Source organism: Frigoribacterium sp. Leaf415 (genome assembly GCF_001424645.1).
Classification (GTDB): Bacteria; Actinomycetota; Actinomycetes; order Actinomycetales; family Microbacteriaceae; genus Frigoribacterium.
This window is the reverse complement of the sequence record NZ_LMQR01000001.1, coordinates 361,034-382,139: the sequence shown is the minus strand read 5'-3', so window position 1 is coordinate 382,139 and position 21,106 is coordinate 361,034. Positions and strand designations below refer to the sequence as shown.

The following is a 21,106-nucleotide window of genomic DNA, read 5'->3' as shown; positions in this document are numbered from 1 at the left end:
GTCGAGATCCTAGAGCGTGGAGTCGCCCGTGGCGAGCCCCGGACGGGACGACCCGAGGAGGCGCGGTGCGGGACTCCCCCGCACCGCGCCTCCTCGGGTCGTGTCGCCCGGCCGCCTAGGCGTCGAGGCGCGAGAGCGCCTGCGTGACGTCGCCGAGCAGGTCGTCGACGTCCTCGATGCCGACCGACAGGCGCACGATCGAGTCGGGCACCTCGAGCTCGGTGCCGCGCACCGACGCGTGGGTCATCTCGCTCGGGTAGCCGATCAGTGACTCGACGCCGCCGAGGGACTCGGCCAGCTGGAACAGCTCGGTCGACTCGGCGAACCGCCGGGCCGCCGCGGCACCCGCGGTCAACTGCACCGAGAGCATGCCGCCGAAGGCCCGCATCTGCCGGGCGGCGAGCTCGTGCCCCGGGTGCGACTCGAGCCCCGGGTAGTAGACGCGCTCGACGGCCGGGTGACCCTCGAGTGCGTGGGCGATGGCCAGCGCGTTCGACGAGTGGCGGTCGACGCGCACGCCGAGCGTCTTGATGCCGCGCACCGTGAGCCAGGCCTCCATCGGCGCCGACACGGCACCGACGCCGAACTGGACGAAACCGACCTTCGCGGCGAGCTCGTCGTCGCGCACGACCACGGCCCCGCCGACGACGTCCGAGTGGCCGCCGATGTACTTCGTCGTCGAGTGGACGACCGCGTCGGCCCCGAGCGCCAGGGGCTGCTGCAGGTACGGCGACGCGAAGGTGTTGTCGACGACGACCACTGCCCCGGCCGCGTGCCCGATCTCGGCGAGCGCCGCGATGTCGCTGATCTTCATCAGCGGGTTGCTGGGCGTCTCGACCCAGAGGACGGCCGTCGGGGCGGCCTGGACGGCGGCGCGCACGGCGTCGAGGTCGCTCATCTCGACCGTGTCGAGCGTGACGCCCCAGGGCACCCAGACCCGGTTGACGAGGCGGTGCGTGCCGCCGTAGACGTCGTTGCCCATGACGATGCGCGTGCCGGGCGCCAGGACCGAGCGCAGCAGCGCGTCCTCGGCCGACAGCCCCGAGGCGAAGCTGAACGCGGCGGTGCCGCCCTCGAGGTCGGCGAGCAGGGTCTGCAGCGAGTCGCGCGTCGGGTTCGCCGACCGGGCGTACTCGTAGCCGCCGCGGAACCCGCCGATGCCGTCCTGCACGAACGTGGACGACTGGTAGATCGGAGGGACGACGGCACCGGTGGTGGGGTCGAACTCCTGGCCGGCGTGGATCGCCCGGGTCGAGAAACCGTGGGTCATGGGGTGTCCTTTCGAGGGGGACGGGTGGTGCGCAGACGGAGGGGGACGAGGAGGCGCGGGTCGGGTCACCGGGTCCCGGTGCCGCCCCGGCCGCTCAGGAGGACAGGAAGGAGAGGACGTCCTGGCGGGTGACGACGCCGACCGGGCGGCCGTCGTCGGTGACGAGCAGGGCGTCGACCGACTCGAGCGCGGTCCGGGCCGCCGAGACGGGTTCGTTCACGCCGATCAACGGCAGCGGGTCGCCGAGGTACGCCGAGACGGCGTCGCCCATGGTCGCACCACCGCGGAAGATCGCCTCGAGCAGCGCCTTCTCCTCGATGGCGCCGACGACCTCGCCGATGACGACCGGAGGCTCGGCCGAGAGCACGGGCATCTGCGAGACGCCGTAGGTCTTCATGATGCCGATCACGTCGTGGACGGTGTCGGACGGGTGCGCGTGCACGAGGTCCGGCATCTGCCCCGTCTTGGACGCGATCAGGTCACGGACCGACCGCTCGTCGTGGCTGACGCCGAAGCCGTACGAGCGCATCCACGCGTCGTTGAAGATCTTGCCGAGGTAGCCGCGCCCGCTGTCGGGCAGCAGGGCGACGACGACGTCGTCGGGGCCGAGCTCGCAAGCCACGTCGAGGGCGGCGGCGACGGCGAGCCCGGACGAGCCGCCGACCAGCAGGCCCTCTTCGCGGGCGAGGCGTCGGGTCAGCTCGAACGAGCGGGCGTCGTCCGCGGCGATGATGCGGTCGACGACCGAGGGGTCGTAGGCGGCCGGCCAGAAGTCCTCGCCGACACCCTCGAGGAGGTAGGGGCGTCCGGTGCCACCGCTGTAGACGCTGCCCTCGGGATCGGCGCCGATGACCTGCACCGCGCCTCGGGAGACCTCTTTGAGGTAGCGGCCCGTTCCGCTGATCGTGCCGCCGGTCCCGACGCCCGCGACGAAGTGCGTGATGCGACCGTCGGTGTCGCGCCAGATCTCGGGACCCGTCGTCTCGTAGTGGCTGAGCGGGCCGTTGGGGTTGGCGTACTGGTTCGGCTTGAACGCCCCGGGGATCTCGCGCGCCAGGCGGTCGGAGACGCTGTAGTACGACTCGGGGCTGGTCGGCTCGACGGCGGTCGGCGTGACGACGATCTCGGCGCCGTAGGCCTTGAGCACGTTGCGCTTGTCGTCGCCGACCTTGTCGGGCAGGACGAAGACGCAGCGGTAACCGCGCTGCTGGGCGACCAGGGCCAGGCCCACGCCGGTGTTGCCGCTGGTCGGCTCGACGATGGTGCCGCCGGGCTTCAGGAGGCCCTCGCGTTCGGCGGCGTCGATGATGCGCGTCGCGATGCGGTCCTTCGAGGAGCCGCCCGGGTTGACGTACTCGACCTTGACGAGCACGGTCGCCGTGATGCCCTCGGTCACCTTGTTCAGCTTGACGAGCGGCGTGTCACCGATCAGGTCGAGGACGGTCTCGGCGTACTTCACGGGTGCTCCGGTTTCTGCGCGGCCTCGTGGGGCGCGGATCGGGTGACGGGAGGGGCGGGGTCGGGTGGCGACGCCGTCGGCCGAGTCTAACGACGCGCCCTGCTGTGTTACGGGGCGGGACGAGCCTCTCGGCGTGCAGATCGTGCAGAATATTACGGACCTCCCAGTAATCCGTGAGACAACTGATGACGCATCCCCGATCTCGACCGATCACCCCGATCGGTCCCCCGGACGACAGGACTCCCCACGTGGCCGACGACAAGCCCACCGTCAAGCAGCAGCGCGACGCCCGACGTCAAGAGAAGGTCGCCGAGCTCAAACGGCAGCAGGCGCGGGCCAAGCGCAACCGCACCATCGGCATCGTCACCGCCTCGGTTGCGGGCGCGGCGGCGATCGCGCTGGTCGTCACCTTCGTCGTGACGAGCGGCCAGCCGCGGCAAGACCCTCAGGCCATCGAGATCGACGGCGTGAAGACCTACTCCGACCTCACCGCGAACCACGTCGGCGGCAGCGTCGACTACGCGATGACCCCGCCCGCCGGCGGCGACCACAACCAGATCTGGCTGAACTGCGGCGTCTACACCGAGCCGGTGCCGAACGAGAACGCCGTCCACGACCTCGAGCACGGGGCGATCTGGTTCACCTACGACCCCGAGCAGGTCAGCGAGAGCGAGATCGAGGCGCTGCGCGACTTCGCCCCCGACACCTACGCGGTCGTCTCGCCCTACGAGGGCCTCGACTCCCCCATGTACGTCTCGGCCTGGGGCGCCCAGCTGCCCTTCGCGAACGTCACGGACGACGAGGCCACCGTCTCGGACTTCGTCACCAAGTACTGGAAGTCCACGAACGCGCCCGAGCCCGGGGCACCCTGCACCGGCGGCGTGGACGGCACCGGCAAGATCGCGTGACCGCGTCAGGGCGTGACGACGTCGACGTGACCGACGGGGCGGGGCCGCACCGCGCCTCCTCGGGTCGTCGGCTGCGGCTGGTGATCGCGGGGGTCCTGACCGTGGCGATCGTGCTGCTGGTCGGCGTCGCGCTCGGCCGGCTCAGCTCGCCCAACCCGGTCACGCCCGGCACGGACAGCGTCGAGGCGGGGTTCTCGCGCGACATGCAGGTGCACCACGAGCAGGCCGTGCAGATGGCGATGATGGTCCGCGACCGGACCACCGACCCCGAGGTGCGCTCGATGGCCTACGACATGGCTCTCACGCAGTCGCAGCAGGCCGGCCAGATGTACGCCTGGCTCGAGCTGTGGCGCCTGCCGCAGGCGCCCTCCGAGCCGACCATGACCTGGATGACCCGCCCGACGCTCGACGGCGACTACGGCAGCCACCACATGACCGGCGACGGAGGCGCGAGCGGCTCGGCCACGCCCGTCGCCACCCACGAACCCGGTGGTCCCATGCCGGGGCTGGCCACCGACGAGCAGCTCGCGGCCCTGGACTCCGCCCGCGGCGTCGAGGCCGAGCGGCTCTTCCTGACGCTGATGATCGCCCACCACGAGGGCGGCATCGAGATGGCCGACGCGATCCTGGCACGCAGCGAGGTGCCGCAGGTGCGCGCCTTCGCCTCGGGCATGGTGCAGACGCAGCAGAGCGAGATCGACGCCATGCAGGCGATGCTCGCCGAGCGCGGCTGACGGGGCGCCTCGACCGCTGTGACCTACGCCGACACCTGTTGCCCGTAGAGCTCGGCGTAGACCCCGCCCAGCGCCAGCAGCTCGTCGTGCGTCCCCCGCTCGACGACGCGCCCGGCCACGACGACGAACACGACGTCGGCGTCGCGGACGGTCGAGAGCCGGTGGGCGATGGCGATCGTCGTCCGACCGCGGGTCGCGGTGTCGAGCGCCTCTTGGACCACGCGCTCGGACACCGTGTCGAGGGCGCTCGTCGCCTCGTCGAGGACCATCACCGCCGGGTCTTTCAGCAGGACGCGGGCGATGGCGATGCGTTGTTTCTCGCCACCCGAGAGGCGATAGCCCCGCTCGCCGACGATCGTGTCGTAGCCGTCGGGGAACGACGCGATGGTCTCGTGGATGTTGGCCTGCCGGGCCGCGTCGACCAGTTGCTCGTCGGTGGCGTCGGGTCGGGCGTAGCGGAGGTTGTCGCCGATGCTGGCGTGGAACAGGTACGTCTCTTGGCTGACGATGCCGATGTTGCCGACCAACGATTCTTGGTCGAGTCGCCGGACGTCGGTGCCCGCGAAGCGCACCGCGCCACCGGACGCCTCGTAGAACCGCGGGATCAGGTACGACACGGTCGTCTTGCCGGCACCGCTCGGGCCGACGAAGGCGGCGAACTGCCCGGGGGCGATGTCGAACGAGACGCCGTCGAGGGTCTTCTGCCCGGGCTCGGCGTCGGGATACGAGAACGAGACGTCGTCGAACTCGACCCGGCCGAGCTGCGTCTCGTCGACGGTCTCGGCCGACGGGTCGTTCGTGATCGCCGGGTGGAGGTCGAGGTACTCGAAGATGCGCGCGAAGAGCGCCCCGGAGGTCTGCAGGTCGAGGGCCACCCGCAGCAGGCCCATGAGTGGGAAGGTCAACCGGGCCTGGACCGTCGTGAAGGCCACGATCGTGCCCGCGGTCACCGGCACGTCCCGGAGGATCAACCAGGCCGCGACCAGGTAGATGAGGGCGGGGATGACCGAGAGGAAGATCTGGACGACGGCGAAGAACCACTGCCCGCTCATCTGCTGACGCACCTGCAGCCCGATCTGCGTGCGGTTCTCGGCGGCGTAGCGCTCGACCTCGGCGTGCTGCTGGTTGAAGCTCTTGGCGAGCAGGATGCCACTGACGCTCAACGCCTCTTGCGTGATGGCCGTCATGTCGCTGAGCGACTCCTGCGTCTTGGTGGCGATGCGGGCACGCACCTGGCCCACCCGGCGCTGGGCCACCACGAGCAGCGGCAGCAGGATCACCGTGACGACGGTCATCTGCCAGCTGAGGACGAGCATGGACACGAAGGCGGCGATGACCGTGACGGTGTTGCCCAGGACACTCGAGATGGTGTTGCTGAGCACGTTCGCGACGCCACCGACGTCGTTCTGCAGCCGGGACTGGATGACGCCGGTCTTGGTGCGGGTGAAGAACGCGAGCTCCATGCGCTGCAGGTGCCCGAAGAGGCGGATGCGCAACGCACCCATGACCTTGTTGCCGACCGTGGCCGTCAGGTACGTCTGCCAGACACCGATGCCGGCCGACAGCACCCAGAGCCCCACCATGGCGCCCACCAGCTCGAGCAGCACGGGCACGTCGGGGCCGCCCGGCGGGAACAGCCCCCGGTCGAACGCCTGCTTGGTGAGCAACGGCGGAGCCACGCTGATGGCGGCGCCGATGAGGACCAGCACGACGGTGACGACGAGGGCCCGCTTGTGCGGGACGAACAAGCCCCGGATGCGACCGAGCAGGTCGGGGATGCGCGGCGCCGTGGCGTTCGCCGCGCGCTGGGCGTCGGCGTCGCCGCTCGACACCCGACCGGAACCACCCGGGCGGCCCCCGCCACGGGGACCGCCTGCGGGGGCGTGCATCGAGCTCATCCGGTCAGCGTAGGCCCGACCACCGTCACGGGTGGCCCGTCGCCGGGGTGCCGGTCAGCGCGTGCAAGAAATCGCCACGGGACCGACGAGACACGCCGCGACACGCCCTAGAACGACCGTTCGTCCCCCAGTTGTGGGCGCAATGCCCGACAGACCATACGACGGAATGATCTCTCAGTTTAGTATGGCGGTGTCGGTGCACCTGACCAGGCTCCGGCAGCCGCGCTCCCCCTACCCGACGGGCGAGCCTCCCGAAGCGGCGGAGCTAGGACCATCGTGAACACGTCGAACCCCACGGCCGTCGAACCGCCGAGTGCCGAACTGCAGCCCGCCGACCACCGGGCTGCTCTCGACGCCATCGAACAGGGCTGGACCCAGATCGCCCCCCTGCAGGGAGCACGCCTGCGCGAGGCCATCCGCTCGACGCCCGAAGAGGAGTGGCGTGGGCGACCCCGCATCCTGCTCGCCCTGGCCGCGAGCCACCGCTCGGTCGGCTCCCGCTCGCGCAGTGCCGCCCTGCCCTGGTTCCGCGGCGTCGCCAAGGCGCTCGACGCCGACCCCGACCTGCCGCTCGACATCCGGGCGGGTTACCACGTCCACCTCGGCGCGTCCCTGCGCACCCTCGGCAACTTCGTCGTGGCCCACGAGCACCTCGAGGTCGCCCGGACCCTCATCGAGAACGACCTGGCCGAGTCGATCAGCGTGCGCATCTCGCTCAGCGCCTCGTTCTCGCTGCAGCTCGGCCTGATCCGCCTGCACTACGGCGAGATCGACCAGGCCCGCTTCGCCCTGAGCCTCGCCAACGGTCTCGGCGAGGACCACCTCAGCACCGCCGAGCGCGTGGAGTGCCTCTCGGCCCTCGCCTTCGTCGCGATGCTGATCGGCGACTTCGACCTCGCCGACCGCCACGTCGACCTCGCCCGCGAGCTCGCGGACGGCACCGACCTGCTGGGCAGCTCGTTCGGCGCCCTGACCCAGGTCACCCGCGTGCATCTCGCCCTCGAACGCGGCGAGGCCGTGGGCGGCCACGAAGGACTGCTCGCCGACGTCCGCCAGGCATCGCGCGGCAGCGACTGGGAGGCGCTCGGCCTGTTCGCCGAGGCGCACGTGCTGCTGGCCGAGAGCCGCCACATCGAGGTCCTCGACCTGTTGGCCCGGATCACCCGCACCATCGACGGCTTCACCGGGCACAGCGCCCTGACCGAATCGGCCGTCGTGATGCGGGCCGAGACCATGCGCCTGCTCGGGCAGCCCCACGAGGCCCGCCGACTGGCCTCGTCGGTGACCCCGTCGCACCACCACATCCGCTGTCCCGCTCGCGTGCTCGCCCTCGTGCACCTCTCCGCGGGCGAGCCCGAGGACGCCCTCGAGGCGCTCGAGCAGTGCCTCGCCATCGGCGACCTGCACAGCGAGCGCACCATGGGCCAGGTGCACGCGCTCCAGGCCGCCGCACACCTCGCGCTCGGCGACGCCGCGCACAGCGACATCGCCTTCGACCGGGCGTTGCTGAGCGCCGGCCACAACGGGTCGATCTGGCTCTTCGCCACCCTGCCCGAGGACGTCCTCGAACACCTCGTGCAGCGCGCCGTCGGCCGTCGGCAGCCGCCCGCCATCGTCGGGGTGCTGGACCGCCTGCGCGGCACCTCGGCGGACGTCGTGCCGCAGCTCGCCGAGCCGCTGAGCGACCGTGAGCTCGTCATCGTCCGGCACCTGGCCACCGGCCAGACCCTCGGCCAGATCGGCAGCCAGCTGTTCATCTCGGTCAACACGGTCAAGAGCCACGTGCGCAGCATCTACCGCAAGCTCCAGGCGTCGTCGCGCCGCGAGGCGATGACCCGCGTCAAGCAGCTCGGCCTCGACCTCGACGACTAGCCCCGAAGGGGCGCGGTGCCCCGAGGAGGCGCGGTGCCCCGAGGAGGCGCGGTGCCGGCCGTACGGTAATCTCTCGCGGTGCCCCACGAGTCCCGCGTCACGTCCCGCCCGTCCCTCGTCGCCCAGCTGAGGGCCCGCAAACCCCTCGAGGCGTACGTCGCCGAGAGCGAGGCCACCGCCGACGGCGGGCCCCGCCTGCGCCGCACCCTGGGCGTCTGGCACCTCACGGCGATCAGCATCGGTGCGACCCTCGGCACGGGCATCCTGGTCGTGCTCGGCACGGCCGTCCCGCTGGCCGGCCCAGCGGTCTGGATCTCGTTCGTGCTCGCCGGCGTCGCGGCCCTGCTGTCGGCGTTGTCGTACGCCGAGATGGCGGGCAGCGTGCCCGTGTCGGGCTCGAGCTACTCGTACGCGTACGCGACGCTCGGCGAGGGCATCGCCTGGGTCTGCGGGTGGTGCCTCGTGCTCGAGTACGCCGTCTCGGTCGCGGCCGTCGCGGTCGGTGCGGGCCAGTACGTGAACGAGGCCCTCGACGTGTTCGGGCTCGCCCTGCCGGCCGCGATCGCCGAGCCCCCGGGCGCCGGTGGCGTGCTCAACCTGCCCGCGGCGGTGCTCGTCCTGCTCGCCACCCTCGTGCTGGTGCCGGGCGCCCGCGAGAGCGCCTGGGTGAACACGCTGCTCGTCGTCGTCAAGGTGGCGCTGCTCGTGTTCTTCGTCGCCGTCGCCTTCACGGCCTTCAGCGTCGGCAACTTCGAGCCGCTGGCGCCGATGGGCGCGGCCGGCGTCTCGGCCGCCGCGTCCCGGCTGTTCTTCTCGTACATCGGCTTCGACGCGGCGTCCACGGCCGGCGAGGAGGCCCGCGACGCGAAGCGCGACCTGCCGCGCGCCATCATCGCCTCGATCGTGATCATCACGGTGCTGTACATCCTCGTGGCCGTCGCCGCGATCGGCGCGCGGCCGTGGACGACCTTCACCGACGGCGAGGCGACCCTCGTCACGATCGTCGCCGACATCACGGGGCAACCGTGGGTCGCCTTCCTCTTCGCCGTCACCGCCGTGGCCGCGATCGCGAGCGTCGTGCTGACGGTGCTCTACGGTCAGACGCGCATCTTCGTCTCGATGGCCCGTGACGGCCTCGTGCCCGGCGTCCTCGGCCGCGTCTCGGCGCGGACGCAGACCCCCGTCGCCGGCACCCTGATCGTCGGCGGAGCGGTGGCCGTGGCCGCCGCCGTGATCCCCCTCGGCGCCCTCGCCGACGCGACGAGCATCGGCACGCTCTTCGCCTTCGCCCTGGTCAACGTCTCGGTCATCTGGCTCCGGCGCAACCGGCCCGAGCTCGACCGGACCTACAAGGTGCCGCTGTACCCGCTGACCCCGATCCTCGGCTGCGCCTTCTGCGTCCTGCTGATGGTGACGCTCGGTTGGGTCACCTGGGCGGCCTTCGCCGTCTGGATGGCCGTGGGCACCGCGGTGTACCTCGGGTACGGCCGCCGGCACTCGGTCCTGGCCCGCGCCTCCTGACCGCCCTCGTCGCGTGGTCGGCGGGTCCGCGTCGTCCGCGGCGGGTCGGCGCCGACCCTCCGCGGACGACGGAAACCGTCGAACCCCTCGAGGAGGCGCGGGTCGCGACGAACCGGCGACGCACCTCGGCCGTACCACCGAGAACGCCGAAAGGCGCCACCCCGAGGGGTGGCGCCTTCCGAATGGTGCTGAGCAGACGTGCCGCTCAAGCGCCGAGGGCCGCGAGGGCCCGCCGACTACTTGAGGGTGATCGTCGCGCCGGCGGCCTCGAGCTGAGCCTTGGCCTTGTCGGCGGCCTCCTTCGAAGCGCCCTCGAGGACGGTGCTGGGGGCACCGTCGACGACGGCCTTGGCCTCGCCGAGGCCGAGGCTCGTGAGCGCACGGACCTCTTTGATGACCTGGATCTTCTTGTCGCCGGCAGCCTCGAGCACGACGTCGAAGGCGGTCTGCTCTTCGACCTCTTCAGCGGCAGCGGCGGGGCCGGCGGCACCGGCAGCGGCCACGGGGGCAGCAGCGGTGACCTCGAAGACCTCTTCGAACTTCTTCACGAAGTCGCTGAGCTCGATGAGCGTGAGCTCCTTGAAGGCCTCGATCAGTTCGTCCTGCGTGAGCTTCGCCATGGTGTTCTCCTTATGGGTTTTCTAAAGTGTGGGTTGGTACGACAGCTTTTTAGCTGTCGGCTTCCTGCTTGGCACGCAGCGCCTCGACCGTGCGAACGGCCTGGGACAGCGGTGCCTGGAACAGGTAGGCAGCACCGAACAGCGAAGCCTTGAAGGCGCCGGCCAGTTTGCCCAGCAGCACCTCTCGGGATTCGAGATCGGCGAGCTGCTTGACCTCGTCTGCCGTGAGCGGGTTACCGTCGAAGTAACCGTTCTTCACGATCAGAGCGGGGTGCGCCTTGGCGAAGTCACGCAGGCTCTTGGCGACGGCGACAGGGTCACCGTGCACGAAGGCGATCGCAGACGGTCCGACGAGTTCGTCGTCGAACGAGCTGATTCCGGCGTTGTTGGCCGCGATCTTGCTGAGCGTGTTCTTCACCACGGCGTACGTCGCGTCTGCACTGATGGACTTGCGGAGCTCTTTCAGCTCGGCAACAGTGAGACCGCGGTACTCGGTGAGCAGGACGGCGGTCGAGTCACGGAAGTTGTCCGTGAGCTCGGCGACCGATGCTTCCTTGTTCGCCATGGCTCTCCTAAAACGTGGGTGTGCCGGCAGCCCCCGGGCACTCGACTCGGCCGCACCGAGACCGGTGCCGCACCAATGAAAAAAGCTCCGGCGCAAGCGCACGGAGCTGGATCTCTTCGAGAAGAGGAACGACTTCACACACCTGCGCTGGTCGCTCTCTCTCGAGAACCTTCGGCACCCGTCTGCGAGCAGACGACTACAACCGGCGGTCTTGGGCTTCGATCAGGATAGACGCAGGAGGCGCGCTCACGCAAGTCGCGCCTCCTCGGCGTCCCGGTCGGGTGCGACGACGGGCGTCGCGAGCGGCAGGCGGACGGTGAAGGTCGCCCCGTCGTCCGAGCTGGCGACGTCGACGGTCCCCCCGTGGGAGTGGACGACGGCCTGCACGATCGCGAGGCCGAGGCCCGTCGAGCCGGCCTTCCGCGACCGCGAGCTGTCGGCGCGCGCGAACCGCTCGAACAGCACCGGCAGCACGGCCGGGTCGATGCCCGGCCCGTCGTCGGCGACCGAGACGACGGCCTGCCCGGACGCGTCGTCGACCGTGAGCGAGACGTGCACGTGCGTGCCGTCGGGCGTGTGGGTGCGGACGTTGGTCAACAGGTTCGCGACGATCTGGTGCAGCCGCATGGCGTCGCCCGACACGGTCACCGGCTCGTCGGGCACGTACACGTCGACGTCGTGCGTGGGTCCGGCCACGTGCGCGTCGTTGACCGTGTCGAGCACGACCCGGGTGAGGTCCACGTCGCCCGTGACGAGGTCGCGCCCCTCGTCGAGGCGGGCGAGCAGCAGGAGGTCCTCGACGAGCGAGGTCATCCGCAGCGACTCCGACTCGATGCGGCCCATGGCGTAGACCACGTCGTCGGGCAGTCCGGTGTTCATGCGGCGGGTCAGCTCGGCGTAGCCGCGGACCGACGCGAGCGGGGTCCGCAGCTCGTGCGAGGCGTCGGCGACGAACTGCCGCACCTTGTTCTCGCTCTGCTGACGGGCCTCGAGGGCGCCGGACACGTGGCCCAGCATGCGGTTGAGCGAGGCACCGACGCGGCCCACCTCGGTGCGGGTGTCGGCGTCGGCCTCGTCGACGCGTTCGGCCAGCGCCACCTCGCCGCGGTCCAGCGGCAGCTCGGCGACCCGCAGCGCCGTGTCGGACATGCGCTCGAGCGGTCGGAGGGCGCTGCGCACGACGCCGTAGGCCACGGCGATGGCGATCGCGAGGCCGATGAGTGTCACGGCGAGGATGGTGATCACCATGACCGTGATGGTGCGGTCGACACTGCTCGTGGGCAGACCCACGACGAGGTACGCCGGGGTCGTGGCGAGCGAACCCGACGTGGTCGTCGTCTGGTAGCCGACCGCGAGGGACTCCACCCGGTACGAGCCCAGGTCCGACCCGAGCGAGACGGTCTCGGGGTCGGTCGCCCCGGCGGCCGTCGTCACCACCGACGTCAGGTCGTCGGTCAGGCGGGGCGAGACGACCCGTCCCGACTGCTCGACCCGGTACGCCGCGACGACCGACCCGTTGACGACTACGGCCGTGAAGGTGCCGGGCGACTGCCGCGGGCCCGAGAGGTCGTCGCCGTCGGGGGTCAGGTACGGCCGGGTCGTCGAGCCCTGGGCGTTCACCATGGGCACCGAGCGACCGGTCGCCCCTTCGAGTTCGTCGTCGAGCTGACGCATCAGCGACGCCTGCAGGACGATGACGCTGACCGAGCCGATCACGATGGTCAGCAGCACGACGAGCGCGACGATGCTGAGGATCAGGCGGTTGCGCAGCGTGAGCGGGCCGGCGAGACCGGGCGCCCGCCCCACGAGGCCGCGGAGGCGCGAGCCCACCCGGGCGGGCAGGGCATCGCTCACGACGTGGGCTTGATCACGTAACCCACGCCGCGCACGGTGTGGATCATGGGTTCTTCGCCGACGTCGATCTTCTTGCGCAGGTACGAGATGTAGATCTCGACGACGCTGGACTTGCCGCCGAAGTCGTAGCTCCAGACCCGGTCGAGGATCTGCGCCTTGCTCAGCACGCGGCGCGGGTTGCGCATCAGGAAGCGCAGCAGCTCGAACTCGGTCGCGGTCAGCTCGATCTCGCGACCGGCCCGCGTCACCTCGTAGCTCTCCTCGTCGAGCACGAGGTCGCCGACGACGATGCGCGAGTCGCCCGCCTCGCTGATGGCCGAGGCCGACCGGCGGATCAGGCCGCGCAGCCGGGCGACGACCTCTTCGAGCGAGAACGGCTTGGTGACGTAGTCGTCGCCGCCGGCGGTGAGACCCGACACCCGGTCCTCGACGCTGTCCTTCGCGGTGAGGAACAGGATCGGGGTGTCGTCGCCGCTCGACCGCAGTCGACCGAGCACCTGGATGCCGTCGATGTCGGGCAGCATCCAGTCGAGCACGATCGCGTCGGGCTTGAACTCGCGCGCCGTCGCGAGGGCCGCCTGGCCGTCGGAGGCCGCCTTGACGTCCCAGCCCTCGTAGCGCAGGGCCATCGAGAGCAGGTCGGTGAGGCTGTTCTCGTCGTCGACGACGAGGACTCGGAGGGGCGTTCCGTCGGCACGGGTGAGGCGGGGGGCCGAGGCGGTGGCGGGGGTCGTTGTGGTCACCTCTCCAAGTATCGAGCGATTCCTATGAACGGACTGTGTCCGACCGATGAGCTGGCTGCGCATCTCTCATACGCGCCTCATAGCCGACTGATCGCGGCCTCATCGAGGCCGTCCCTAGGTTCGCTCCGGCGGCAGGCCCGACGGCCCGGCACCGCCCCAGCCAAGGAGACCCCCACACCATGTTCTTCACCTACCTGCGCCGAGAACTCGGCAACAGGCGCAAGCAGACCGTCGTCATCGCCATCGGCATGGCCCTCGCGATCGCGCTCGTCATCATCGTCAACGGCGTCGCCGCCGGCGTGCGGAACGCCCAGTCGTCCGTGCTCGAGTCCGTGTACGGCGTCGGCACCGACGTGACCGTCACGCAGACCGCCGAGCCGGGAACCGACGGAGGCGGCCCCGGCCAGCAGTTCTCCTTCGGCTCGGGCGACGGCAGCACGGAAGACGGCAGCACCGAGGTCTCGCAGAGCACGCTCTCGGCGGCGCGTGGCACGGCCACCTTCGACGCTTCCACGCTCGCCACGGTCGAGGGCGTCGACGGCGTCTCCGCCGCGACCGCGACCCTCAGCCTGCAGAACTCCAGCTTCTCGGGCACGCTGCCGGACTTCTCCCAGGGCAGTTCCGGAGGCGCGGGCACGGCCCCGGGTTCAGGCACCGGAACCGACACGGACACGGACACGGCCCAGCAGGCGCCGCCCACGGGCGGGGCCGACGGCGCGGGCGGCAGCTCGTTCGACGTCGACCAGTTCGCGGTCGAGGGCATCGACGTGACCGCGGACGCGGTCGGCCCGCTCACCAGCGTGACCCTGGCGGATGGCCGCACCTTCACCGCCGACGACGCTGGTGATGACGTCGTCGTGCTCGACCAGGCCTACGCCACCAGCGCCGGCCTCACCACGGGCGACACCCTCACCATCGGCGGCACCGACTTCACCGTGATCGGCGTCGTGGCGTCCACCTCGTCCGACGCGGCCACCGCGAGCGACACGTACGTCCCGCTCGACACGGCGCAGGCCGTCAGCGGCCTGACCGGCCAGATCAGCAGCGTCTACGTCACGGCGGCGAGCGCGAGCGACGTCGACTCGCTGAAGACCGATCTCGAGGCCGCCCTGCCCGACGCGACCGTGAGCACGCAGTCCGACCTCGCGTCGAGCGTCTCGGGCTCGCTGTCGACCGCCTCGGGCCTGGTCTCGAACCTCGGCACCTGGCTCTCGGTCATCGTGTTGGTCGCGGCCTTCGCCATCGCGGTCCTGTTCACCGTCTCGGGCGTCGGCCGCCGCACCCGCGAGTTCGGCACGCTCAAGGCGATCGGCTGGAGCAACGCCCGCATCACCCGTCAGGTCGCCGGCGAGTCGCTCGTCCAGGGCCTCATCGGGGGCGTCGTCGGCGTGGCCGTCGGCCTGCTCGGCATCGTCGTCGTCAACCTGATCGCCCCGACCCTCTCGGCCTCGGCCGCGACCTCGTCGGGCCCCGGGGCCGGTGGTCCCGGCGGCGTGCCCGGCGGTGCCGCGACCGCGGCGGCCGGCTCGGCGGTCGAAGGAGGCGCGGCGGCGGGCACCGGCGGAGGCTACGGTCAGCAGATGGCCCAGGCCACGACCGACATCGCGCTGCACGTCCCCGTCACGCTCTCGATCATCCTGATCGCCGTCGGACTCGCCGTCCTCGGCGGCCTGCTCGCCGGGGCCGTCGGCGGCTGGCGGGCCTCGCGGCTGCGTCCCGCCGAGGCCCTGCGGAGCGTCGCGTGACGCGGGTCGAGGTCGACGCGACCGGCCCGGTCGACGGGATACGCGCCTCCTCGTCCCCCTCCGACCAGCACTCCCCCACCGCACCGCACGCACCCGAAGGGCCCCGACCGATGTACCGCCTCACCGACGTCGTCAAGACGTACTCGCAGAAGAAGAAGACCGTGACGGCGCTGGCCGGCGTCACGCTCGAGATCCCCGCCGGCCAGATGGTCGCGATCCAGGGGCCGACCGGTGGCGGCAAGTCGACGCTGCTGCAGATGCTCGGCGCCCTCGACCGGCCGACGAGCGGCACCGTGCTGCTCGGCGAGAAGGACCTCTCGAGGGCCGGCGACCACGACCTCGCCGCCGCCCGGGGTCGCGAGATCGGCTTCGTGTTCCAGGGGTTCAACCTGATCCCCACGCTGACGGCGGCCGAGAACGTCGAGACGGCGTTCGCCGACGGCTCGGTTCCGCGTGACGAACGGCGCCGGCGTGCGGCGGCCGCACTCGAGTCGGTCGGCCTGGCCGAGCGCGCCGACCACCTGCCGGCCGAGCTGTCGGGCGGTCAGCAGCAACGGGTCGCGATCGCGCGGGCCCTCGTGAAGGAGCCCACCGTGCTGCTGGCCGACGAGCCGACGGGCTCGCTCGACGAGGCGACCCGCGACGAGATCATGGACCTGCTCGAGGGCGTCTGGCGCGAGCGCGGGCTGACCCTCGTCATCGTCACGCACGACTCGGCCGTGGCGAAGCGGGCCGACCGTCGACTGCACCTGAAGGGCGGTCGGGTCACCGAGATCTGACCGCCCGCCCGCCCGGACCGGGGGTCGGGGTCAGGCCAGCGGGTAGTCGGCGCAGGCGAAGCGGGTCGAGTCCGGGGCCCAGCAGGGCACGTTGATCGTGCCCTGCCCGCCGAAGAGGGCGAGCACGTCGTGCGGCGCCCGGCCCGGCACGGGCAGGCCGTCGGCGCCGAGCGGCAGGGTGCGCAGCACCACGTCGCGGTTCTCGGGGTGGCCGAGCGTGCCGGGCTCGAACGACACCCAGAGCAGCGTCGAGGCGTCGGGCGACACGTGCGGGAACCAGTTGACCCGCTCGTCGTCGGTCACCTGTACGACGTCGCTGCCGTCCAGGCGGCTCCGGAAGAGCTGCGCGTGGCCGGCCACCCCGGCGGAGGCGCGTTCCGAGTTCGCCCACAACCAGGTCCCGTCGGGCGAGAACTCGGCCCCGTCGTCGGGGTGCTCGTCGTCGGTCACCGGCGTGGTCGCGCCGTCGGCGAGCGAGACCAGGGCGACGTTCGTGCGCCAGCCGGCCCGCGCCTCCTCGTCCTCCGGGTCGTCGACCGGGGCCGGAAGGGCACCGACGATCACGCTGAGCGTCGCGCCGTCGGGCGAGACCCCGTGGAGGTAGTTCTTGTGGTTGCGCCCCACGGGATGGTCACGCGTCACGCGGCGGGCGGTGCCGCCCGGGGTCACGCCGTCCCACGGCACCTCGTACAGGTGGCCGTCGCGGGCGCTCACGACCACGGCGCCCTGGTCGGGCGCGATCACGTGGTCGTTGTTGATCTCGGGGACGTCGCCCATCGGCACCGGCTCGAGTGCGGTCTCGTCGACGCCACGCGCGTCGGCGGGCAGGCGCCAGAGCAGGCCGTCGCCGTTCACGACGAGCCAGCGGCCGTCGGGGCTCCAGTTCGGGGCCTCGACCAGCACGCGAGCGCTCTCGAGGACGACCTCGGCGTCGCCGGTCGCGGGGTCGACGACCAGCAGACGGCTCCGTTGGCCGGGCAGCAGGGTTCGGGGCATGGGATCAGTCTGCCGTCACTGGTTCGAGAAGGCGGCGTCGAAGGAGGCGCTCGGCCGCTTCCAGAGCAGCGACCGGATGTAGGCCAACGCCTCGGGGGCGCCGTGCAGCCGGTCCATGCCGGCGTCCTCCCACTCGATCGAGATCGGGCCGTCGTAGCCGATGGCGTCGAGGGCGCGGAAGGCGTCCTCCCAGTTCATGTCGCCGTGCCCGGTCGAGACGAAGTCCCAGCCGCGACGCGGGTCGCCCCAGGGCAGGTGTGAGCCGAGCACGCCCGACCGCCCGGTGGGGGGCTTGATGCGGGTGTCCTTGCAGTCGACGTGGAAGATCCGGTCGGCGAAGTCGGTGATGAACGACACCGTGTCGACGCCCTGCCAGAGCATGTGCGAGGGGTCCCAGTTGAAGCCGAAGGCCGAGCGGTGCTCGATGGCCTCGAGCGCCCGGACGCTCGTCCAGTGGTCGTAGGCGATCTCGCTCGGGTGCACCTCGTGGGCGAACCGGACGCCCTCGGCGTCGAACACGTCGAGGATGGGGTTCCAGCGGTCGGCGAAGTCCTGGTAGCCGGCGTCGATCACGGAGGCGGGGACCGGCGGGAACATCGCGACGTAGGGCCAGATCTTCGAGCCGGTGAAGCCGACGACGGTGTCGACGCCCATCTTGCGGGCGACCCGGGCCGCCCGTTTCATGTCCTCCGCCGCCCGCTGCCGGACGCCCTCGGGGTCGCCGTCCCCCCAGGTGGACGGGCGCACGATCGCCTGGTGCCGGAAGTCGATCGGGTCGTCGCAGACCGCCTGCCCGGTCAGGTGGTTCGAGATCGCCCAGACCCCCAGGCCGTGCCGCTCGAGCACGTCGAGCCGCGACCGCAGGTACGCGTCGTCCTGGTCGGCGCGCTCGAGGTCGAGGTGGTCGCCCGACGCCGCGATCTCGAGGCCGTCGTAGCCCCAGCCCGCCGCGAGCGCCGCGACCTCCTCGAAGGGCAGGTCGGCCCACTGACCGGTGAACAGGGTGACGGGGCGGGAGCTCTCGGCCATGGGTTCCTTCTCGGGGCGACGGGGGTGCGGACGGACGACGGGACGGTGCGGACGGGACGGTGCGGACGGGACGGTGCGGACGGTCGACGGGTCAGGGCACGTCGACCCAGCTGCGCGACGCGGCGGAGGCGAGGACGGCCTCGGTCACCCGCACGGCGCGCAGGCCGTCGACGAAGGTGGGCAGTCCCTCGGGGGTGCCGCCCCGGACGGCGTCGTGCGCGTCGCGGACGAACCCCGCGAACGCGTCGACGTAGCCCATCGGGTGCCCCGCCGGGACCGTCGACAGGCGGGCGGCGTCGGGCGCGAGCACGGCGGCGTCCCGCGCCACGAGCTGCGTGCCCCACCGCCGGCCGACCCAGAGCGTCTCGGGCTCCTCTTGTGAGAACTCGAGGCTCTCGGCGGTGCCCGACAGGTCGAGCAGGAGGCGGTTCTTGCGACCCGGCGCGACCTGCGACACGAAGAGGGTGCCGATCGCCCCCCGTGCCGTCTCGAACACGACGGCCGCCTCGTCCTCGGTGTCGACCGACGAGCCGCCGCGGTGGGCGTGCACCGTGGTGGTCGTCGAGGTCAAGCGCGCCAACCGGTCGCCCAGGACGAACTCGAGGAGGTCGACCAGGTGGCTGCCGATGTCGGCGAAGGCCCGCGAGGGGCCGCCTGCGGCCGAGTCGACCCGCCAGTCGACGTCGTCGCTGTCGAGCAACCAGTCCTGCAGGTACGACCCCCGGACGCTCAGCACGCGGCCGACCTCGCCCGCGGCGACCCGGGCCCGCGCCTCGCGCACCATCGGGTGGTAGCGGTAGACGAAGGGCACGGCACCGACGAGCCGCCCGGCCCGGGCGGCACCGACCAGGGCCTCGGCCTCGGCGCTCGAGGTCGCGAGGGGCTTCTCGCAGACGACGTGCTTGCCGGCGGCGAGCGCCGCCAGGGCGACCGGTGCGTGCGTGGCGTTGGGCGAGCAGACGTGCACGACGTCCACGTCGGGGTCGGTCACGAGGTCGTCGACGCTCTCGTGCGCCGTGTCGACACCGAGCGACGCGGCCGCCCGAGCCGCACTGGCGGGGCTCGACGAGGCCAGGGCGACCACCCGGGCGCCGGCCGACCGCGCGGCGCCGGCGTGCACGCGGGCCATGAAGCCGCCGCCCACGATGCCGACGCGGAGGGGTTCGACCGGCACCGCGCCTCCTCGGCTCGGCTCGACCCGCCCGGCCGGGCCGGCGGTGACGCCCACCGGCCCCACCGCCGTGGCCACGGCCGGTTCGGTCACTTCACGGCCCCCGACGAGAGTCCGGTGATCAAGTGTTTCTGCACGAGCATGAAGCCTATGAGCACGGGCAGCGAGACGACGACCGAGGCGGCCATGAGCTGGTTCCAGTAGACGTCCTGCTGCGAGGCGTAGGCGCGCAGGCCGATCGAGAGCGTGCGCGTGTCCTTGCTCGTGAGCACCGAGGCGAAGAGCACCTCGCCCCAGGCCGTGATGAAGGCGTAGACCGCGACGGCGATGATGCCCGGCTTGGCGACCGGGATGATCACGCGGAACAGGGCACCGAGGCGACCCGTGCCGTCGATCATCGACGCCTCTTCGAGCTCTTTCGGGATCGAGGCGAAGTACCCCGTCAGCATCCAGATCGAGAACGGCAACGAGAACGTCATGTACGTGATGATCAGGCCGAGGTAGCTGCCGGTCAGCTGCACGCCGACCGTGCGCTGGATCTGCACGAAGATCAGGAACAGCGGCAGCAGGAACAGGATGCCCGGGAACATCTGCGTCGACAGCACGACCAGGCTGAAGCTGCGCTGCCCCTTGAACCGCAGGCGGGCCAGCGAGTACGCGGCGAGCACGGCCATGGCCACCGAGAGCACCGTGGCCGAGATGGTGACGATCAGGCTGTTCTTGAAGTACGACGCCAGCGGCACCGTCTGCCAGATCTGCACGTACGGCTCGAGCGTCACCCGGCTGGGGATCCAGGTGAACAGGCCCTGCACGTCGGCGAGCGGCTTGATCGAGGTGGTCAGCACCACGTAGAGCGGCACGACCACCACGAGCGACAGGAAGGCCAGCCCGAAGAAGCGGAAGACCTTGAACCCACGTGTCTCAATCATCGTGTTGTCCCTTCGGCAGAACCATGCGGATGTAGAACGCCGACGCGATCAGCAGCACGACCAGGAGCATCACGCTCATGGCACCGCCGAGGCCGAAGTTCCAGTTGTTGAACGACTGCTGGTAGATCAACGGCGAGATGAGCGTCGCCTGCTCGGGCGACGCGGGGCCGAAGAGCACGTAGGGCACGTTGAACTGGTTGAAGATCCACAGGCTCATGATCAGCAGCAGCACGGCGTTGGCCGGCTTGACCATGGGCAGGGTGATCTGGGTGAACTGCTTCCAGAGGCTCGCGCCGTCGAGGCTCGCGGCCTCGTAGACGTCCCCCGGGATGTTCTGCAGCGCGGCGAGCAGCATCAGGAAGGCGAACGGCCAGAACTGCCACGCCGTCACGATGACGATGGCCCAGAACGAGTTGCCGCCGAGCAGCCAGAACGGGCGGTCCTGCAGGATGCCCAGGTCGTCGACCAGGAAGCGGTTGATGGCCCCGTCGCGCTGGTTGAACATGAAGGCCCAGGCGATGGTGCCGACGTACGACGGCAGGGCGTACGGCACCAGGAAGAGCGTGCGCAGGATGCCACGGCCCTTGAACGAGCTGGTCAGCAGCACGGCGCCCAGCATGCCCATGCTCCAGGCGATGGCGACCACGATGACGGTGAACATCAGCGTGCGCCCCAGCGCTCCGTAGAGCTGGCCGGCGATGGGCGAGGACGGGTCGAGGGCGGTGACGAAGTTCTGCAGGCCGACGAAGGGCGCGTTGACCCAGTTGGCGATGCTGAGCTGGTTGAGCGTGATGAAGGCGATCCAGATGCCGAGCACCATGGGGACGATGTGGACGAGCAGCTCGGCCAGGGCGGCCGGGGCCACCAGGAAGTAGGCGAGCGGCGAGCGGTGCTTCTTGCGCTTGGCGGGCTCGAGCGGCGCCTGCTGGTGCGGGTCGGGTGGCAGGTCCTTCTCGGCGGTGGCGGGGGGCAGGACGTTGACGGTCATGAGGGTCCTCTCGGGGCCTGGGCGG

Annotated in this window: 18 protein-coding genes; 6 read left to right on the top strand and 12 right to left on the bottom strand. The window is 71.2% G+C overall.

Features of this window, described 5'->3' with window-relative positions:
* Positions 1 to 115: 115 nt before the first annotated feature.
* Positions 116 to 1,270 carry a cystathionine gamma-synthase gene (locus tag ASG28_RS01850; RefSeq protein ID WP_055971364.1) on the bottom strand — a complete coding sequence of 385 codons (1,155 nt, stop codon included), beginning with the start codon at positions 1,268 to 1,270 and terminating at the stop codon, positions 116 to 118.
* Between the two features lie 94 nt (positions 1,271 to 1,364).
* The gene (locus tag ASG28_RS01845) at positions 1,365 to 2,729 is read right to left on the bottom strand and encodes a cystathionine beta-synthase (protein ID WP_055971361.1); all 1,365 of its coding nucleotides are present in this window, start codon (positions 2,727 to 2,729) and stop codon (positions 1,365 to 1,367) included.
* A gap of 248 nt (positions 2,730 to 2,977) precedes the next feature.
* On the opposite strand from ASG28_RS01845, the gene ASG28_RS01840 reads away from it, so the two are divergent.
* Both ASG28_RS01840 and ASG28_RS01835 read left to right on the top strand, forming a co-directional pair.
* The gene (locus tag ASG28_RS01840; protein ID WP_055971358.1) at positions 2,978 to 3,637 is read left to right on the top strand and encodes a DUF3105 domain-containing protein; all 660 of its coding nucleotides are present in this window, start codon (positions 2,978 to 2,980) and stop codon (positions 3,635 to 3,637) included.
* Complete coding sequence (locus ASG28_RS01835; protein ID WP_235477470.1) at positions 3,634 to 4,371, top strand: DUF305 domain-containing protein; 738 nt, start codon at positions 3,634 to 3,636, stop codon at positions 4,369 to 4,371. Before ASG28_RS01840 ends, ASG28_RS01835 begins: the two co-directional genes overlap by 4 nt.
* 23 nt (positions 4,372 to 4,394) lie before the next feature.
* Here the strand turns inward: ASG28_RS01835 and ASG28_RS01830 are convergent, their stop codons facing one another.
* Complete coding sequence (locus ASG28_RS01830; protein ID WP_055971355.1) at positions 4,395 to 6,269, bottom strand: ABC transporter ATP-binding protein; 1,875 nt, start codon at positions 6,267 to 6,269, stop codon at positions 4,395 to 4,397.
* Positions 6,270 to 6,545: 276 nt separating this feature from the next.
* Between ASG28_RS01830 and ASG28_RS01825 the strand changes: the two genes are divergently transcribed.
* Entirely contained in the window at positions 6,546 to 8,141 is a 1,596-nt protein-coding gene (locus tag ASG28_RS01825; RefSeq protein WP_055971353.1) for a helix-turn-helix transcriptional regulator, read from the top strand.
* A gap of 78 nt (positions 8,142 to 8,219) precedes the next feature.
* Positions 8,220 to 9,662, top strand: coding sequence for an APC family permease (locus ASG28_RS01820; RefSeq protein WP_055971350.1), 1,443 nt, complete (start codon positions 8,220 to 8,222; stop codon positions 9,660 to 9,662).
* 236 nt (positions 9,663 to 9,898) lie between these two features.
* Here the strand turns inward: ASG28_RS01820 and rplL are convergent, their stop codons facing one another.
* The 4 genes from rplL to ASG28_RS01800 form a co-directional block, all read right to left on the bottom strand.
* Positions 9,899 to 10,282 carry a 50S ribosomal protein L7/L12 gene (rplL, locus tag ASG28_RS01815; RefSeq protein ID WP_043592924.1) on the bottom strand — a complete coding sequence of 128 codons (384 nt, stop codon included), beginning with the start codon at positions 10,280 to 10,282 and terminating at the stop codon, positions 9,899 to 9,901.
* A gap of 49 nt (positions 10,283 to 10,331) precedes the next feature.
* Complete coding sequence (gene rplJ, locus ASG28_RS01810) at positions 10,332 to 10,847, bottom strand: 50S ribosomal protein L10 (RefSeq protein WP_043592926.1); 516 nt, start codon at positions 10,845 to 10,847, stop codon at positions 10,332 to 10,334.
* Positions 10,848 to 11,093: 246 nt separating this feature from the next.
* Complete coding sequence (locus tag ASG28_RS01805; protein ID WP_082454233.1) at positions 11,094 to 12,701, bottom strand: sensor histidine kinase; 1,608 nt, start codon at positions 12,699 to 12,701, stop codon at positions 11,094 to 11,096.
* Positions 12,698 to 13,456, bottom strand: coding sequence for a response regulator transcription factor (locus ASG28_RS01800; protein WP_056046521.1), 759 nt, complete (start codon positions 13,454 to 13,456; stop codon positions 12,698 to 12,700). The genes ASG28_RS01805 and ASG28_RS01800 overlap by 4 nt, the downstream gene beginning before the upstream one ends.
* A gap of 167 nt (positions 13,457 to 13,623) precedes the next feature.
* On the opposite strand from ASG28_RS01800, the gene ASG28_RS01795 reads away from it, so the two are divergent.
* Positions 13,624 to 15,189: an ABC transporter permease gene (locus ASG28_RS01795; RefSeq protein WP_055971344.1), complete on the top strand. Its 1,566-nt coding sequence runs from the start codon at positions 13,624 to 13,626 to the stop codon at positions 15,187 to 15,189.
* Positions 15,190 to 15,299: 110 nt separating this feature from the next.
* On the top strand, positions 15,300 to 15,968 hold the full coding sequence (locus ASG28_RS01790) for an ABC transporter ATP-binding protein (RefSeq protein WP_055976710.1): 669 nt from the start codon (positions 15,300 to 15,302) through the stop codon (positions 15,966 to 15,968).
* A gap of 30 nt (positions 15,969 to 15,998) precedes the next feature.
* Here the strand turns inward: ASG28_RS01790 and ASG28_RS01785 are convergent, their stop codons facing one another.
* The 5 genes from ASG28_RS01785 to ASG28_RS01765 form a co-directional block, all read right to left on the bottom strand.
* Positions 15,999 to 16,964 carry a TolB family protein gene (locus ASG28_RS01785; RefSeq protein ID WP_055971341.1) on the bottom strand — a complete coding sequence of 322 codons (966 nt, stop codon included), beginning with the start codon at positions 16,962 to 16,964 and terminating at the stop codon, positions 15,999 to 16,001.
* A 15-nt stretch (positions 16,965 to 16,979) separates the two neighbouring features.
* A complete protein-coding gene (locus tag ASG28_RS01780; protein ID WP_055971338.1) occupies positions 16,980 to 17,993 on the bottom strand; it encodes a sugar phosphate isomerase/epimerase family protein in 1,014 nt (337 codons plus the stop codon).
* A 91-nt stretch (positions 17,994 to 18,084) separates the two neighbouring features.
* Positions 18,085 to 19,167, bottom strand: coding sequence for a Gfo/Idh/MocA family protein (locus ASG28_RS01775; RefSeq protein WP_369814169.1), 1,083 nt, complete (start codon positions 19,165 to 19,167; stop codon positions 18,085 to 18,087).
* Between the two features lie 86 nt (positions 19,168 to 19,253).
* Positions 19,254 to 20,093, bottom strand: a complete 840-nt coding sequence (locus tag ASG28_RS01770) for a carbohydrate ABC transporter permease (protein WP_043592933.1) — start codon at positions 20,091 to 20,093, stop codon at positions 19,254 to 19,256.
* Positions 20,086 to 21,081 (bottom strand): carbohydrate ABC transporter permease, encoded by a 996-nt coding sequence (locus ASG28_RS01765; protein ID WP_082454231.1) that lies wholly within the window; start codon positions 21,079 to 21,081, stop codon positions 20,086 to 20,088. The genes ASG28_RS01770 and ASG28_RS01765 overlap by 8 nt, the downstream gene beginning before the upstream one ends.
* Positions 21,082 to 21,106 lie beyond the last annotated feature (25 nt).